The 14762-nt window shown below is 41.4% G+C and carries 15 protein-coding genes; 5 read left to right on the top strand and 10 right to left on the bottom strand.

Annotation, left to right across the window (positions count from 1 at the left end):
* Window positions 1–36: 36 nt before the first annotated feature.
* The 3 genes from G563_RS0114840 (at window position 37) to G563_RS0114825 (ending at window position 4102) form a co-directional block, all read left to right on the top strand.
* Window positions 37–1257, top strand: coding sequence for a sugar MFS transporter (locus G563_RS0114840; protein ID WP_028666012.1), 1221 nt, complete (start codon window positions 37–39; stop codon window positions 1255–1257).
* 67 nt (window positions 1258–1324) lie between these two features.
* Window positions 1325–2404, top strand: a complete 1080-nt coding sequence (locus tag G563_RS0114835; RefSeq protein WP_028666011.1) for a mevalonate kinase family protein — start codon at window positions 1325–1327, stop codon at window positions 2402–2404.
* A 573-nt stretch (window positions 2405–2977) separates the two neighbouring features.
* Window positions 2978–4102, top strand: a complete 1125-nt coding sequence (locus G563_RS0114825) for a type III polyketide synthase (protein WP_037326944.1) — start codon at window positions 2978–2980, stop codon at window positions 4100–4102.
* A gap of 3 nt (window positions 4103–4105) precedes the next feature.
* On the opposite strand, the gene G563_RS0114820 is transcribed toward G563_RS0114825, so the two are convergent.
* From G563_RS0114820 to G563_RS0114785, 8 genes are all read right to left on the bottom strand, one after another.
* Entirely contained in the window at window positions 4106–4621 is a 516-nt protein-coding gene (locus G563_RS0114820) for an ankyrin repeat domain-containing protein (protein WP_374754515.1), read from the bottom strand.
* Between the two features lie 268 nt (window positions 4622–4889).
* The gene (locus G563_RS0114815; protein ID WP_028666008.1) at window positions 4890–5819 is read right to left on the bottom strand and encodes a bifunctional riboflavin kinase/FAD synthetase; all 930 of its coding nucleotides are present in this window, start codon (window positions 5817–5819) and stop codon (window positions 4890–4892) included.
* A gap of 90 nt (window positions 5820–5909) precedes the next feature.
* Complete coding sequence (gene truB / locus G563_RS0114810) at window positions 5910–6599, bottom strand: tRNA pseudouridine(55) synthase TruB (protein ID WP_028666007.1); 690 nt, start codon at window positions 6597–6599, stop codon at window positions 5910–5912.
* A 16-nt stretch (window positions 6600–6615) separates the two neighbouring features.
* A complete protein-coding gene (locus tag G563_RS0114805) occupies window positions 6616–7410 on the bottom strand; it encodes an undecaprenyl-diphosphate phosphatase (RefSeq protein WP_028666006.1) in 795 nt (264 codons plus the stop codon).
* A gap of 59 nt (window positions 7411–7469) precedes the next feature.
* Window positions 7470–7670 carry a DUF3098 domain-containing protein gene (locus tag G563_RS0114800; protein ID WP_028666005.1) on the bottom strand — a complete coding sequence of 67 codons (201 nt, stop codon included), beginning with the start codon at window positions 7668–7670 and terminating at the stop codon, window positions 7470–7472.
* 46 nt (window positions 7671–7716) lie between these two features.
* Window positions 7717–8601 (bottom strand): cell division protein FtsX, encoded by an 885-nt coding sequence (locus G563_RS0114795; RefSeq protein ID WP_028666004.1) that lies wholly within the window; start codon window positions 8599–8601, stop codon window positions 7717–7719.
* 440 nt (window positions 8602–9041) lie between these two features.
* The gene (locus G563_RS0114790; RefSeq protein ID WP_028666003.1) at window positions 9042–9914 is read right to left on the bottom strand and encodes a 3-keto-disaccharide hydrolase; all 873 of its coding nucleotides are present in this window, start codon (window positions 9912–9914) and stop codon (window positions 9042–9044) included.
* A 34-nt stretch (window positions 9915–9948) separates the two neighbouring features.
* On the bottom strand, window positions 9949–10350 hold the full coding sequence (locus G563_RS0114785; protein WP_028666002.1) for a Dabb family protein: 402 nt from the start codon (window positions 10348–10350) through the stop codon (window positions 9949–9951).
* Window positions 10351–10659: 309 nt separating this feature from the next.
* Here G563_RS0114785 and G563_RS0114780 point away from each other — a divergent pair, with 309 nt between their 5' ends.
* Together G563_RS0114780 and G563_RS0114775 are read left to right on the top strand one after the other, a co-directional pair.
* Window positions 10660–11505: an AraC family transcriptional regulator gene (locus tag G563_RS0114780; protein ID WP_028666001.1), complete on the top strand. Its 846-nt coding sequence runs from the start codon at window positions 10660–10662 to the stop codon at window positions 11503–11505.
* Between the two features lie 29 nt (window positions 11506–11534).
* Complete coding sequence (locus tag G563_RS0114775; protein WP_028666000.1) at window positions 11535–11999, top strand: GNAT family N-acetyltransferase; 465 nt, start codon at window positions 11535–11537, stop codon at window positions 11997–11999.
* A 75-nt stretch (window positions 12000–12074) separates the two neighbouring features.
* Here the strand turns inward: G563_RS0114775 and G563_RS0114770 are convergent, their stop codons facing one another.
* Window positions 12075–13583, bottom strand: a complete 1509-nt coding sequence (locus G563_RS0114770; protein WP_028665999.1) for a PQQ-dependent sugar dehydrogenase — start codon at window positions 13581–13583, stop codon at window positions 12075–12077.
* Between the two features lie 110 nt (window positions 13584–13693).
* Window positions 13694–14755 (bottom strand): helix-turn-helix domain-containing protein, encoded by a 1062-nt coding sequence (locus G563_RS0114765; protein WP_028665998.1) that lies wholly within the window; start codon window positions 14753–14755, stop codon window positions 13694–13696.
* Window positions 14756–14762 lie beyond the last annotated feature (7 nt).

Here is a 14762-nt window from a genome sequence, read left to right as displayed (position 1 = left end):
GAGTTCAAATTGGCTTACTAAACCTAACACCTAACTATGTCAAAGCAAAACCAAAGCTACGTAGGGCCACTGATTATCATTGGTTTATTATTTTTTGTATTCGGATTTGTTACCTGGGTCAACGGAACCCTCATTACTTTTTTTAAGAAAGCATTCAGTCTCGACAACACGAGTTCGTATTTAGTTACTTTTGCTTTTTTTATTTCTTACACCGTTATGGCGATTCCGTCGTCAGAGGTCTTAAAACGTACTGGTTTCAAAAAAGGCATGTCATTGGGACTAGGTATCATGGCGGTAGGTACGTTGATATTTATACCCGCCGCCCAAATCGCCTCTTATCCTTTGTTTCTTGTTGGGCTTTTTACGATTGGTATCGGGCTTACCTTACTCCAAACAGCCTCCAATCCTTATGCTACGATTCTTGGTCCTCGCGAAAGTGCCGCACAACGCATTAGCTTCTTGGGGATTGCCAACAAGCTCGCGGGTATTTTTAGCCAACGTCTTTTCGGAGGACTTTTGCTAGCAGGAGGCGCCGCTGCCACTCCCCAAGAAGAACTACAGAAAGTAGAAATGCCTTACCTCATTTTGACGGGTGTTTTGGTAGTTTTAGCGGCAGTCATTTGGTTTTCGCAGGGATTACCTGAAGTAAGTGAAGAACAAGAAGACACTGATGGCAAATCAGTCACTGCTACTCACAATAGTGTTTTTTCCTTCCCCAATCTTGTGCTAGGGGTGATTGCATTGTTTTGTTATGTAGGAGTAGAAGTAATCGCCGGTGATACCATCATCAGCTATGGTGTATCGCTAGGCTTTCCCGAAAGCGAAGCAAGTACTTTTGGTACTTATACGCTTTGGCTAATGCTTGCCGCTTATGGCCTCGGAATCATCCTAATCCCCAAGTATGTATCTCAAACCACCTGCTTGCGTGCTTCGGCTATTTTAGGCATCGTAGGCACTGTATTGGCGGTGGTTACGTCAGGTTTTACTTCTGTGCTTTTCATTGCGTTTTTGGGCTTTGCCAACGCCCTTGTATGGCCTGCCATGTGGCCACTTGCTCTTGATGGCCTTGGCAAGTTCACTAAAATCGGTTCGGCATTGCTCATCATGGGTATTTCGGGTGGTGCTGTTTTGCCATTAGTATACGGAAACATCGCCGACTCTATTCATAGCACACAGCAAGCATACTGGGTGATGCTTCCTCTTTATTTATTTATTCTGTATTATTCTTTTATTGGCTACAAAAAACGTAGTTGGTAATTATCTCATCTTTCTTTCTAACTTTTGTGGCGTCCTTTATCTGAGATAAAGGACGCACTTTTACTCTATGAAAATCAGCACACCAGGCCGTATTTGTCTATTTGGTGAACACCAAGACTACTTAGGACTCCCTACCATTGCCGCTGCTATTTCGCGCCGTATAAGCATCGAAGGCACTCCTAGTGATGATGACCAAGTAATCATAGATTTACCTGATATAGAGCAAAAAGAGCAATTTTCTATCCATCATACACTCCCTTATGCCAAAGACCGTGATTATTTTAGGAGTACTATCAATATCTTACGGCGTCGAGGGTTTGTTTTTACCAAAGGATTTAGATGTCATGTACACGGCAATATCCCCATCAACTCTGGAACGTCGAGCTCGTCGGCACTCATCGTAGCTTGGGCCAACTTCTTAACACGCTACGCCGACAATCCAGCCGAACTCACCCCCAAAGAACTCGGCGAAATCGCCAACGAAGCAGAAGTACTTGAATTTGGTGAACCTGGAGGCATGATGGACCACTACTCTACTGCTATCGGAAATGTCATTTATCTAGAATCTACGCCAAAGATTTATGTAGAAGGACTCAAACCACAACTAGGCACTTTTGTGTTGGGAGATTCGCAACAGCCTAAAGATACCTTAGGGATTTTGGCAAGATGCCGCTATGGAATGGAAGCTATCATCCACAAAGTAACCGCTTACGATTCTTCTTTTTCGATTTTTACTACGCCTCTAGCTCAAGCCAAAGACTACAGTTCGCTTCTAAGCAGTGATGAACTTGGCCTCTTGAAAGCTAATCTCGAAGACCGGGATATTTTGCAGGAAGGTAAAAAACTTCTTCTATCCTCGCAAGACACTCAAAATTCTGATTTCGACACTCAATTAGGACAATTGCTGTACCGTCACTTTGCCAATCTTCGTGACCACAAACGTACTTCTACCGACAAAATCAACCGTATGATAGAAGCTTCAATGAAAGCCGGCGCCTTGGGAGGGAAAATCAATGGTTCGGGCGGTGGTGGCTGCATGTTTATGTACGCTCCTACGCAGGCTGAAGCAGTTGCTGAGGCTATTAGAAGCGAAGGAGGAATAGCATACATCATTCACGTAGATAGTGGCACTCGCTTGGAAGAATAAAGAGAGAGCCGCTTTTGTATCGCTTTTATAATTGACCTCTTTGTTTTTAGATAACAGAGAGGTTTTTTTATAAACACAAAAAAAGCGGGACAATCCCGCTTCAATGCTGTTTTCGTGGCTGCTGCAAACAAACTAAAATAAAAGACCTTTGTGAAACATAGGATACAAAAAATGGAATAAAATGTAACCAAAAACGAGCAACGTCAAACCTGCTAGCCAAATCGTCTGGTCAAATTTTACCGAGTTTCGCTTCGAATCAACAGCTCGATACGTTTTTATAGATTTCATAACATAAAAAGTATTTGGGGTTTTCAGATTGCAAATCACAATAGTTTTTTCGGAAAACAATAGAGTAGAAATACCTGTTTTGAAATAAAAGTTATCAAACGGTCACTTATCTGACATTTTCCTAACTAGAGATGTTATTTTTTTACAAAAAAATAGTTGTACTACTCTCATATAAACGTATATAAAAGAAAATAAGATTTTTGGAAAGCAACTATTTACCCGATTGGAGTTGAATTTGGCCCAATTGGCCTATTTTAAAACTGTCATTACATTATTCACTCTCGAATGCCTGCTTATATCACTTCTATCGGAACAGCCGTACCAGCTCACTGCATTGCCCAGTCAACCATTGCCGAATTTATGATACGAGCATCGCAGCTTACTTCTGCTGAGGCTCGAAAACTTCGCGCGCTGTACCGAAGTACCAAAATCGAAAAGAGATATTCGGTAATTAAGGATTATGCCCAAATCGAAAACTTTGATTTTTATACAAATAGTAATGATTTAGAACCCTTCCCGACAGTATCGCAGCGAATGAAGGCGTATCGTACCCATGCTTTGCCTCTTGCTCTCAAAGCCATCGCCGATCTGCCGTCTACCGCCGCCGTAACTCACCTCATCACGGTGAGCTGTACGGGGCTGTACGCTCCTGGGCTAGACATCGAAATTGTAGAAGCACTCGGTCTACCTCGACAAACTGAGCGTACATGTATCAATTTTATGGGCTGCTACGGGGCGTTTAATGGTCTAAAGGTTGCCAGCAATATAGTAAAAGCAAATCCCGAAGCACGGGTTTTACTGGTGTGTATCGAGCTCTGTACACTTCATTTTCAAAAAAAATTAGACGAAAATTATCTTTTATCCAATGCTCTTTTTGCCGATGGGGCAGCGGCGGTTTTGGTTGAGTCTACTCCTCATAGTCTCTCAATAGAGTTAAAATCTTTTTATTGTGACTTGCTTTTTGAAGGTAGTAATGATATGGCTTGGCACGTGGGTGATTTTGGGTTTGAAATGGTGCTCAGTTCTTACATCCCGCGACTGGTCAAAGGGGGATTGGGAACACTCATGACTCAGCTTAGGCAAAACTCAACGCTTCCTTTTTTTGATTTTTATGCGATTCATCCCGGAGGTAGAGCTATTTTAGAAGCCGCCGAATCACAGCTTGGAATATCATCGGACGACAACCAATTTGCCTACGAAATTTTGCGAGAATACGGCAATATGTCGTCTTGTACGGTACTCTTTGTATTGGCTCGGCTACTCCAAAACTGCACTTCTAACGACATAGGCAAACACATCTTTAGCTGCGCTTTTGGCCCAGGTCTTACGCTTGAAGCCGGCGTATTCAAGCTCGCTTCAATGACACAACCTCTCTCGGTGGTTGATAATAGAACCACCGAGAGAGGTTAAGGTCTATTTTTTTTGCTTGGCTTGGATAAGCGCTACTATTTCCTTGCGATTTTTGGACTTAGCAAAATCAAGGGGAGATTTTCCGTCGTGCGACAAAAGCGACAAATCGGCATTAGAATTTATCAACAACTCCGCTACTCCGATGTTGTTTTGCCAAATAGCATCATGCAAAGCTGTATACCCATTGTAAGGCCCTTGCTTGTTGATGTCAATGTGGTATTCAATAAGCAGCTTGGCGGCTTCGGTTCGTCCAGCATAAGCCGCTGCGTGCAAAGCAGTAGCCTTCATGCCAGGGTCAACAGCCTTTACGTCTGCGCCTGCCTCCAACAATAATTTGACGATTTGGTGGTATCCTTTGTAAGCAGCCATTACCAAAGGAGCATCTTGGTTGGCATCAAGTTCGTTTACATCTACCCCATTTTCAATGAGTTGCTGTACTAGAGCAGCGTTGTTTTTGTTGATAGCATTCATCAATGCAGTCATAGCGAGATTGTGTTGAGTAAAGAAATCTAAAAACAGCCTTCAAAGACTTACTCAATATTACGGCGAAATCCCTTGATTTTGACTATTTTGTGAAGAAAAAAAATAAGGGCATCGTTGCCCTCCTACTTTAATGTTTTACAAATTCTAAAATATTTTTTAATGTCTCTGCTTGTTGATTTTTCCCGACTTATATCAGCCTTGCTATCTCCCAATTGAAAACAATAAATCAGAATCAACTTTGCTAAGTTAGCAAAAAAAGTATAGAAGTAAGATAAACGAAAGATACACCAAAACCGCCTCTCAATTAGTCTTTTAAAATCGCTAAAGCTGCTGCACAATCTTCATCTATGGCTTTGACAAGCGCTTCTAAGCCGTCAAATTTCAATTCAGGACGTATGTATTGGACTACCTCTACCGTTAGTTTTTCACCGTACACATCATCCTGAAAATCAAATATATAAATCTCTTGAGTGCGCCCTACTCCACTGACAGTAGGACGAAATCCAATACTCATCACTCCTTTATAAACTTGGCTCCGTACTTTTACCCTTACTGCATACACGCCATCGGCAGGGATAAGTTTGTATGACTCAGATACGTGTACATTGGCCGTAGGGTAGCCTATCGTACGACCTAACTGACGTCCCTTCACTACTACACCCGTAAAAGTATAGTTACGACCTAATAAATCATGGGCGATGCTCGTCTGTCCTTCTAACAACGCCTCTCTGATTTTGGTCGAACTCACAGTAATATGGTCAATCTCTTGGCGTGGAATCTCCTCAATCTCAAAGCCATATCGGTGAGCATTTTGTTGTAAATATTCAAAACTCCCCTCACGATTACGCCCAAAATGATGGTCATAACCTATCACCAACTTTTTGGTACCAATCCTATCTACTACTATTTGTTGGATAAATTCTTCGGAAGTGAGTTCGCTAAATTCGCGCGTAAAAGGAATAATGACCAAATGCTGAACACCGCTTTGGCGCAACGCCTCAATTTTTTCGTCTAAGGTCGATAGCAATCGTAGGTTTTGGCTGTCTTTTGAGACCACCATGCGAGGATGAGGCCAAAAAGTCAGCACTACTGTTTCGCCCTGAGATTGTTGAGCAGTTTCGCGCAAGCGACTCAAGATAGTTTGGTGTCCTAAATGTACTCCGTCAAAAGTTCCACTAGTGACTACCGCATTTTTAAGGGTCTGGAAATCAGATATATCGTAATAAACTTGCATTGGTTACTTGGCATAAATTCAAAGCTTACTAGCTACAGGGCAAAATAGACGTTTGGGAGTGGCGCTACTTCGCAAATTTTGAGCGCTTGATCACAGATTTAGTTCTTCCCTTTTTCTTTTAACAAACGACTCAATCTCTTCTGCATCTTTTAACCAAAAACGCCCGATTCGAGTTCGACACAATTCACTCAAATAAGCTCCTGAATTGACTTTCATCCCTAAATCTCTTACCAAACTCCGAATGTATGTGCCTTTGGAGCAAACCACCCTGAAACTTACTTCTGGAAAGTGAGTGCTATCTACTTCAAAAACAGAAATAGTGACTGTGCGCGGTTTGATTTCTACGGCTTCACCACGGCGGGCTTTTTTATACAGCCTTTCTCCTCCCATTTTCACGGCCGAATAAATCGGTGGGTATTGTGCAATCTCCCCCGTCAGCTCTTGAGCCGCTATTTGAATCATTTCGGGAGTAATATGGTCGGTCGGGAAGTCGGCATCAAAAGCCGTTTCGAGATCGATAGAAGGGGTAGTTTTGCCCAAAATAAGCTTTCCTGTGTATTCTTTTTCAGCGCCTTGATAGGTATCAATTTCTTTGGTTTTTTTGCCAGTACACAATATAAGCAAGCCTGTAGCAAGGGGGTCAAGTGTACCCGCATGACCGATTTTTTTGATACGGCAAGCCTTTTTTATTTTATTGACGGCATCAAAAGAAGTCCAAGTAAGAGGCTTATTGAGAAGGATTACCTCTCCTTCTTCGGAAGTAGTTGCAGATTCTGTCATACTTTTTTTGGTAAAACTAAACGACCTGTAATTTGTAACCTGCAAACCATAAGGCCAAAATAGCTCCCCCTACAATAATACGATACCAACCAAAAAGGCGAAAACCGTATTTGGTCAAATAATCAATAAAGAATTTGATGGCCAACATCGCCACAATAAATGCCACCACATTGCCAATGGCTAAAAGCTTGATTTGCTCTTCGTTTAGTACCAAGCCTTCTTTGTAATAATCATATCCTTTTTTGGCAGTAGCCGCAAACATGGTAGGTACGGCTAGAAAAAAGGAAAACTCTGCTGCCGCCTTACGACTCAGGCGCTGCGACATCCCGCCTATGATAGTAGCTCCCGAGCGCGAAACTCCCGGAATCATGGCTATACATTGAAAAAAGCCAATTTTAAATGCTCTCAGATAATCAATCTCGTCAGAATCATCGATGATTGGGCGATTGAACCATTGGTCTGCAAAAAGCAAAATCACCCCTCCAAGCACCAATGCTAAGGCAACCCCGATAGGGTTTTCGAGCAAAGAATCAATGGCATCACTAAAGAGTACCCCAAAAATAGCACTAGGAATAAAGGCTACGAAAAGCTTAAAATAGAAATCTAAACTGCGAAAAAATCGCTTAAAGTACAGCACTACAACCGACAAAATAGCGCCTAGCTGAATGGCTACTGTAAAAAATTTAACAAATGGATCGGAGGCTATGCCCATAAACGAGGAAGCCAAAATCATGTGACCCGTAGAGGAGATAGGAAGATACTCCGTAATACCTTCGATTACGGCTAAAATAAGCGCTTGGATAAAGTTCATTTATGAATAAATGAGAAATCAATGATAAGCCGTGGTCGGTCAGCCTGTTTCTCCAGATTTTAAGATTTACGTAAGATTGCAAAAAACTCGACGACAAAACCCGTCATCACAACCAAAGGTCCGACGGTAAGTCCTAACACTCCAAATCCAAACTCCTCCGAATCGAGACTCATAATAATAAAACCGAGCAAAATGAGCCCTATGCCAATCAACATAAAGGTATAATTGCTTTTACTAAAAGGGAATGCGTTCTTTTTCATTTTAAATAATGTTCAAATCTATAAATTTATGATGTGCTTTTTGCACTTAATACAAGTCATCTAATGCCATCCGCAAATACCTCGCCAAAGCTTGAAAAGTACTTGCTACGCCGATGAGCGCTCCTAATATAATTACCCCCACCAACAAAACGCCTAATTTTTCGTACTCTTGCAACATATGCAACCCTTCGATCTGACGTAATGCTATCTGCTGTAATGCCACAATCATTCCAGCCGCAATCACGCCACTAATTAGTCCCTGAATCGCTCCATTTTTTAGGAAAGGCATCTGAATAAAGCCATTGGTAGCTCCTACAAGCTGCATACTACGAATCAAGAATCGCTGCGAATAAAGAGCCAATCGGATGGTATTGTTCATCAACAACACAATGATAATCAGCATAATGACCGCAAAAGTCGATAAAATAACATAAATCTTAGTGAGGTTTTTGTTGATTTGGTCGGCAAGGTTTTCTTGGTAAACTACCTCAAAAACTCCTTCTACTTTTTCCAGATCTGCTTTGATTTGTTGAAGTTTAGTATCCTCAAAAAAATCTTCTTGCAATCTCACTCTATAGCTATCGTGCAAGGGGTTTTCGCCCAGGAAAGGGGTGAAGTCTTCTTTGGTATCGGCAATAAACTCCCTTGCGGCTTCATCTTTAGAAAAGAACAATACTTGGGGCTGCCCTTCTAGTACCAATACATAGGGCTTACCCACTATTTTGTTTTTGAGTGTCGCCACTTGAGTAGAGTCCATGTCTTTATCAAGCATCACACGTACTTCGATGTTTTGTTTGATAATAGAAATGAGCTTCTTGGATTGCATTACCATCAATCCACAAAAACCAATCAAAAACAATGCCGCCGTAAGGCTAGCAATAATCATGGCGTTGGGGTAGCTTCCCACCTTTTTTTTCTTAGGACGACGCATCAGTATGTTTGAGTTGTGATTATAGTTAGCAAAAAGGCCAATTGCTTCACATCGCAAAAATAGGCATTTATTTCAATAACGAGCAAAAGCCCCGTTGTTGTAGGGTTATTTTAAGGATTTTTAACGGGATTTCTTTTCCGTATTTTATATTTTTGTCAAGACACAAAGCCACAAGATTCAAAATGCCTCTTCAAAAGATTAACTAAAATATAAAAATACGCTCATTACTCTGTTAGCTACGTTTTTTAAATTTTACCCGCCGATTGGCGCAGATCGAAGTCGCAGACAAACGCAGATTATTGGCTATATGCCCCCTTTTTTCGGCGAAAGTCTGCGTTTGTATTATTCAGCGCACTTCTGCGGGTAAAAAACAAAAAATAGCCTCAAACACCCTGTTAGTATAGGGGGTTTGAGGCTATTTTACTAGCCACACATCAATCCTAATCAAACAATCTAGCGTATTCTTCGGGAAGTTCAGTTAAAGCTTTTATGCGAACGTCTCTGTAAAAAACCTCCGCCGCCTCGCTTTGTAATTGGATTTTGCCACTCTTCATGGGTACTGCTTTGCCATCTGGTAAAATATAGCGCGAATCTTTCAGAACCATCACTACATGCCCATTGACAATATGGAGACTTTTTCCATCAAAGCAAATTAAATCTAGTCTAGTCCATTCATTATCAGGACTTTCGTAGTTTTCAGAACGAAGACAAAAATACTCTTGTCCCGACCTGAAAGTCCGAAAGGGTTGTTTTGCATTAGCTACTCTATTCATAACCCCTTCTGCGGGATACGACCGAATATCAATAGCAGAAGTAGACTGACACCAAAAGTCTCCCATATGTCCTTCCATGATCTGAAACTCTTGTGAAAGCATCCACGTACGCCAATATTCGGCTCCTGCTTCTCCTATGGAATGGTACAAAATACCCGAGTCTTTTAATTTATCGATGCGAGGTTCGTACTTTTTTTGCCCCCACTTTACTTGAAGCGTTAAATGATAATTCTCATATGCCTTGCGCGTAAACACACAGCCATAAATCTCTCCACTTACCCGTAGCACAGGCCCCTCGGGTTCATTGATAACCGAAAACACCCCGAACTCATCTTTGTTATAACCAATAGGGGCAATTTCTTTGCCTTCAGCATTTTTCGGTATTTTACCATTATATCCCTCTTTGTGACGATAGCTTAGATAATTTTCCCATTGAGTCATATTGTTATCTAAAAGTGACTCCCACCCTTGCGACTGCCCAAAAGCCTCACACAAAATACCCGATACTAAAACAATTATAATCGAAGAAATGCTCTTCATGAGATAAGAAGTTATAAAGAGGGGAATTTTGTGGTTAAATCTGCACCGAATCGTACACAATTACTTTCTCCCACAGGTGCGAATAGTCTTCCACAAACTTGAGGTGAATCGGGTGTTTTTGGTAGATTTCTTCTTCTTCCAAATTATCAAAAAAGCACAACCAAGATACAGCATAGCTACGTTCGATAACACTACGGTTTGTGCTTGCAGGCAAGCCGATATTGTGCATCCGAATCGTCGGCACCTTTGCCAATGCCGTCAAGCCTTCGATGAGTTTTTTACGGTCGGCTTCACTTGCGGGGTTTTTCAGCCAAAAATATACGTGGTGCACAAACACCTTTTTATCCTTTTTGGCTTCAGCCGTAAGTCCTATCACAGATGCTGTAGAAGCAAGGGCTGCTTTCTTAAGTAGTGCTCGTCTTTTTATCAATTTCATTCTCTGTAAATTTTTAAGTTTGTTTATCCTTAATTTTGGGTTCTTAAGTTTGAACTACATCAGGGCAACTTATCTATCCGAGAACTCTACCGAATGTATACAGGTGTTTTTGACTTCACCACAAACAGCGAAGCCAAAAACAATACTTTGTACTTAGCCTTAGCACCGTACTTATCTGTAAAATTTCATCATAGGTTAAGTGCAGAAAAATGTCCTAAAACATCTTTACTGCAAAATTAGGAAGAAGACGTTTGTATTATTCTGTAAAAATCCATCTTATTTTGGTAAAAAATAACGCACCTTCTTTCGATGAAACGCTACGTTTTACACAGTCCGTTTAATATCTACCATTTTGAAGCAGCCCAATGGGAACACCCTGTACATAAGCACACTTATTACGAAATTATCTTTATTTTGAAGGGATTTGGTAGCCACAATATCAATGGAAATACTTATCCGTATGAGCAAGGAGATGTATTTTTGTTGGGTCCCGAAGATTTTCATTCGTTTGATATAGCGTCGATTACCGAATTTTGTTTTATCCGCTTCAACGAATCTTATAGCAAAACCCACACTTCTACCGATAAATATTGGCAGCAAATTTTTCAATCGCTCCTATTTACCTCTACCCAAAGCCGAGGGACAATAGTGCATAATAAGCTAGAACAACAAAAGCTGCATCAACTTTTGGAAATACTTGAAAGTGAGTACGATAACACTCCATCGACACATTTTGAAATGATACGAGACAGTTTAATGCGGAGTATTCTGCTGATTTTGGCTCGAAACCTCTCCCAACAAACTCCCGCCAAATCGGAAGAATCGAATGCTGCCGAGGCGATACTGAGGTACATCAAACAACACATTTATGAGCCCGAAAAACTCAGTATGGAACGAATTGCCGAGGAGTTTCACCTAGCGCCTACCTACGTAAGTATCTTTTTTAAAAAACAAACGGGAGAATCGCTCAAGCAATTTATTGTCAAACACCGCATTAAGTTGATTGAAGCTAGGCTTCTCTATAGCTCCATGACCTTGACCGAAATTGCCCATGAATTTGGGTTTACGGACGAAAGCCATTTTTGCAAGCAATTCCGAAAATACACGGGCTGCAATCCTACTGCTTTTCGGAAAAATGTAGCTCCTGTTTTGTAAATTTGTCTATTCCTTTTTACTATTGCTCTATGAATTTAACATTTAGAAAAGCCACGAAAGAAGACGTATTTCTCATTGTACAAATGTTGGCCGATGATGATTTAGGCAAATCGCGGGAAAATTTTCAAGACCCACTTCCCGAAGTTTATTACCAAGCTTTTGCCAGCATCGATCAAGATTCAAACCAAGAATTGATTATCGTCGAAAACGAGAACGTCGAAATTATAGGTACTTTACAACTGACTTCTATCCCCTATTTGACCTACCAAGGCGGAATCAGGGCTCAAATTGAGGCCGTACGTATTCGAAGAGACTATCGTGGCCAAGGTATCGGACATCTTTTCTTCGAATGGGCGATTGAACGCTCTAAAGAACGAGGTGCTCACCTTCTCCAACTCACCACGGATAAAAAACGCCCCGATGCCATTCGTTTTTACGAAAATTTGGGCTTTCAAGCTACCCATGAAGGAATGAAAATACATTTTAACCAATAATCAACGCCTCCTCCTCATGCAAGCCCTCCGCTACATCAATTATTTTGATGAAACAAGCCACTAACACCGCTATTTTCAAAAGGCTCCGTTTTTTACCCTAATCAATTTCCCATTGAGTTCATCCGAAAGTAAATACAATTTCCCCGCAGGACTTTGCGTCACTTTTCTAATCCGTAAACGCTCATCCGTGAATAGTTCTTCCGCGCTTTTGATTATTTCTCCCTCAACCGCAAGCCTCCATACACTACCTTTTGATAATCCACCTACCAGCAAATGTTGGTTCCAAGCGGCAAATTCGTTTCCCGAATAAAAATGTATGCCCGTAGGTGCGACCGTTTGTGACCAAGACCAAGCGGGCTCAGTGTAATCGTTGCCTTCAATAGGCTTCCGTTCAAATTCCGCGAAACGGTACTTACCTGTTGTTTTCATGGGCCAACCATAATTCGCACCTGCTTTTAGCACGTTGAGTTCATCGCCTTGGTGCGTTCCGTGTTCGCTAAACCACAGCTGGTTCGTTTTGGCATTGAGGGTGATTCCTTGCGCGGCTCTGATACCCATGGCGTATAATCCAGGAATGGCTTTTTCTCCAAAGGTAGGGTTATCGCTAGGAATCGTCCCATCGGAATTAATGCGGTAAATTTTCCCTCGTTTATCTGCTTTGTTTTGGGCAATGGGCAATGCAGGCTCATCTTTTTCCGTAAACAGCCGCTCGCCAATGGTAAAGTACAGTTTACCGTCACTTCCAAACGCCATCCCTCCCCCATAATGCACGCGCTCGTACGTGAATGGGGTCGCTATAAAAAGGACTTTTATTTGCTGCAAAGCTCCATTTTCGAGTATTGCTCTCACTATCTTGGTGGTTCTTCCTTGAGGGGCTTTGGCGGCATAAGACAAATAAACGTACTTATTTTTCTTAAAATCTGGGTCAAGCAGCACTTCAAATTTTCCCGTGTTATCCCCAAACGTACCAAGGCTATCCTCTACGTCGGTGGGGAAACCTTGAACCTTTTTCCTTTCTTTAGTCACTACATTCAATTGAAGTAAATCGCCCTCTTTTTCTGAAATAAGTACCTCCTCTTCAGAAACAAAAGCCATGCTCCAAGGGCGTTTTAATCCCTCAACGATAATTTCTTTCTGAAGCTGAATGGCATTTACATCCACGACTTTGTGCGATTTTCGGGTCGAGACTTTGTCCGCAATTACCCAACCTTCATTGGTTTTCATAAGGTTGAAATAATCAGTAAACAAGTCTTTCTCCGTACTGATTTCCACTTTTGCACTTCCCATGTTGTCAGTAACATCAATCGTTACGATGCGTGTAGTCAAGTTTTTGGGTCTTGGATGCGGCCGAAAAAAACTTAGGTACTGACTTCGCGAATAATCGACAAATGTGCCTTCGCGGTAGTTTTTCAAATGACACGATGCGTGCATAGCTTTCCCCACTTTTGTGGTATCGCCAGTAGCCCACCCGTCAAAATACAATTGAATGGTGTTTTCAATCAGTTGCCTTTCGGTGGGGGCACTTTGGGCAATGGCAGTAAAAAAATGGGTTAATAAAAACACAAGCAACAATCCTTTTTTCATCTTAAAGTTCTTTTGAAGTTGATCAAAACGAAAACGCTTCGTTTTGCGGTTCAAAAATCACAGGAACTTTACTATCAAAGGTTCTGGATGTTGAATTCAGTAGTACGGTTTTATAAATCTGGAGCGGCTTGTTTTTGGTACATGCTGGGTGTCAAGCCTTTAATCTTTTTGAAGGTGGCAAAAAAAGTAGATTTGGAATTGAACCCAACTTCATCTCCGATGGCATCTATGGTCAAATGAAGGTTGGAGGATAAGATTGTACAGGCTTCCTCAATCCGATATTCATTGACAAACAGTGAAAAATTTTTCTCCACATGGTCGTTCAAAAGCTGCGACAGTTGATGCCCTGAAACCCCGATTTCTTTGGCTAGGTCATTTAATTTCAAGTTAGGGTCTTTAAAAAGTTTTTTCTCTTCCATCACCCGTTTTAGCTTGCCAATGATCAATTCGGCTTCCTGCTCATCCAGTTTTTTATCAACGTACTTTGGGGTTGTAAAAGAAGACAAATCGTTGGTTTTCTTGCGATAAAGCAGGATAAGCACAATCGAATAAATAATGATAGAGAAATAAAGCGCCCCAAAGATGTAACTTCCTTTGATGATATTGAAAATAGCCCATACGTACGAAGTAAACAGTAAAAATACACCTCCCACAATCGTTAAAACCCATTTTTCAAAAGTTTTAAGGCTTTCTTTTCGGCGTATTTTTTTCAGAAGGGGCCCAATTGTCCAACCCGAAAAAGCGATATAGACGCCCCACTGCAAATAGATAAGGGGGATGATGTAATGGCGCCACCACGCTGGCACTATTTCATAGGGATACAACACGCCAACCGTCAGGATGGTCAACAGCCAAAACACCAGCTGCCATACCCACGATTTGGGCATACTACGAATTTGCTGAATTTCGGACTTGACGAAAAAATATAAGAAAGGGCCGATAAAAAAACAAGCGGTAAGCCCAATTTGCAGGTATATTTTGGGCAAACTGTAATCAAAGAAATAAACGACTGACTTACCAATTCGGATACTCAACACCAACAACAACGCCCCAAGTAGGTAGTTAGAAAGGTATTTTTTGGCCGTAAAGAAGAAAAAATATAGGCTTAGAATGAGGCCATTAAACGCTCCCAATGCACTAAAAAAGAACAATACTTTATCTCCAAAGCTCATTTTTGGA

It is taken from the genome of Runella zeae DSM 19591 (assembly GCF_000423565.1).
GTDB lineage: Bacteria > Bacteroidota > Bacteroidia > Cytophagales > Spirosomataceae > Runella > Runella zeae.
This window is presented reverse-complemented; position numbering and strand designations above follow the sequence as displayed.

Excerpts from the sequence above, each read along its gene's own strand:
- G563_RS0114815 (WP_028666008.1), bottom strand. The coding sequence starts at position 5,819 with ATGCAAGTTTATTACGATATATCTGATTTCCAGACCCTTAAAAATGCG.
- G563_RS0114835 (WP_028666011.1), top strand. The coding sequence starts at position 1,325 with ATGAAAATCAGCACACCAGGCCGTATTTGTCTATTTGGTGAACACCAA.
- G563_RS0114840 (WP_028666012.1), top strand. The coding sequence starts at position 37 with ATGTCAAAGCAAAACCAAAGCTACGTAGGGCCACTGATTATCATTGGT.
- G563_RS0114790 (WP_028666003.1), bottom strand. The coding sequence starts at position 9,914 with ATGAAGAGCATTTCTTCGATTATAATTGTTTTAGTATCGGGTATTTTG.
- G563_RS0114770 (WP_028665999.1), bottom strand. The coding sequence starts at position 13,583 with ATGAAAAAAGGATTGTTGCTTGTGTTTTTATTAACCCATTTTTTTACT.
- truB (WP_028666007.1), bottom strand. The coding sequence starts at position 6,599 with ATGACAGAATCTGCAACTACTTCCGAAGAAGGAGAGGTAATCCTTCTC.
- G563_RS0114780 (WP_028666001.1), top strand. The coding sequence starts at position 10,660 with ATGAAACGCTACGTTTTACACAGTCCGTTTAATATCTACCATTTTGAA.
- G563_RS0114805 (WP_028666006.1), bottom strand. The coding sequence starts at position 7,410 with ATGAACTTTATCCAAGCGCTTATTTTAGCCGTAATCGAAGGTATTACG.
- G563_RS0114765 (WP_028665998.1), bottom strand. The coding sequence starts at position 14,755 with ATGAGCTTTGGAGATAAAGTATTGTTCTTTTTTAGTGCATTGGGAGCG.
- G563_RS0114825 (WP_037326944.1), top strand. The coding sequence starts at position 2,978 with ATGCCTGCTTATATCACTTCTATCGGAACAGCCGTACCAGCTCACTGC.
- G563_RS0114785 (WP_028666002.1), bottom strand. The coding sequence starts at position 10,350 with ATGAAATTGATAAAAAGACGAGCACTACTTAAGAAAGCAGCCCTTGCT.
- G563_RS0114795 (WP_028666004.1), bottom strand. The coding sequence starts at position 8,601 with ATGCGTCGTCCTAAGAAAAAAAAGGTGGGAAGCTACCCCAACGCCATG.
- G563_RS0114800 (WP_028666005.1), bottom strand. The coding sequence starts at position 7,670 with ATGAAAAAGAACGCATTCCCTTTTAGTAAAAGCAATTATACCTTTATG.
- G563_RS0114775 (WP_028666000.1), top strand. The coding sequence starts at position 11,535 with ATGAATTTAACATTTAGAAAAGCCACGAAAGAAGACGTATTTCTCATT.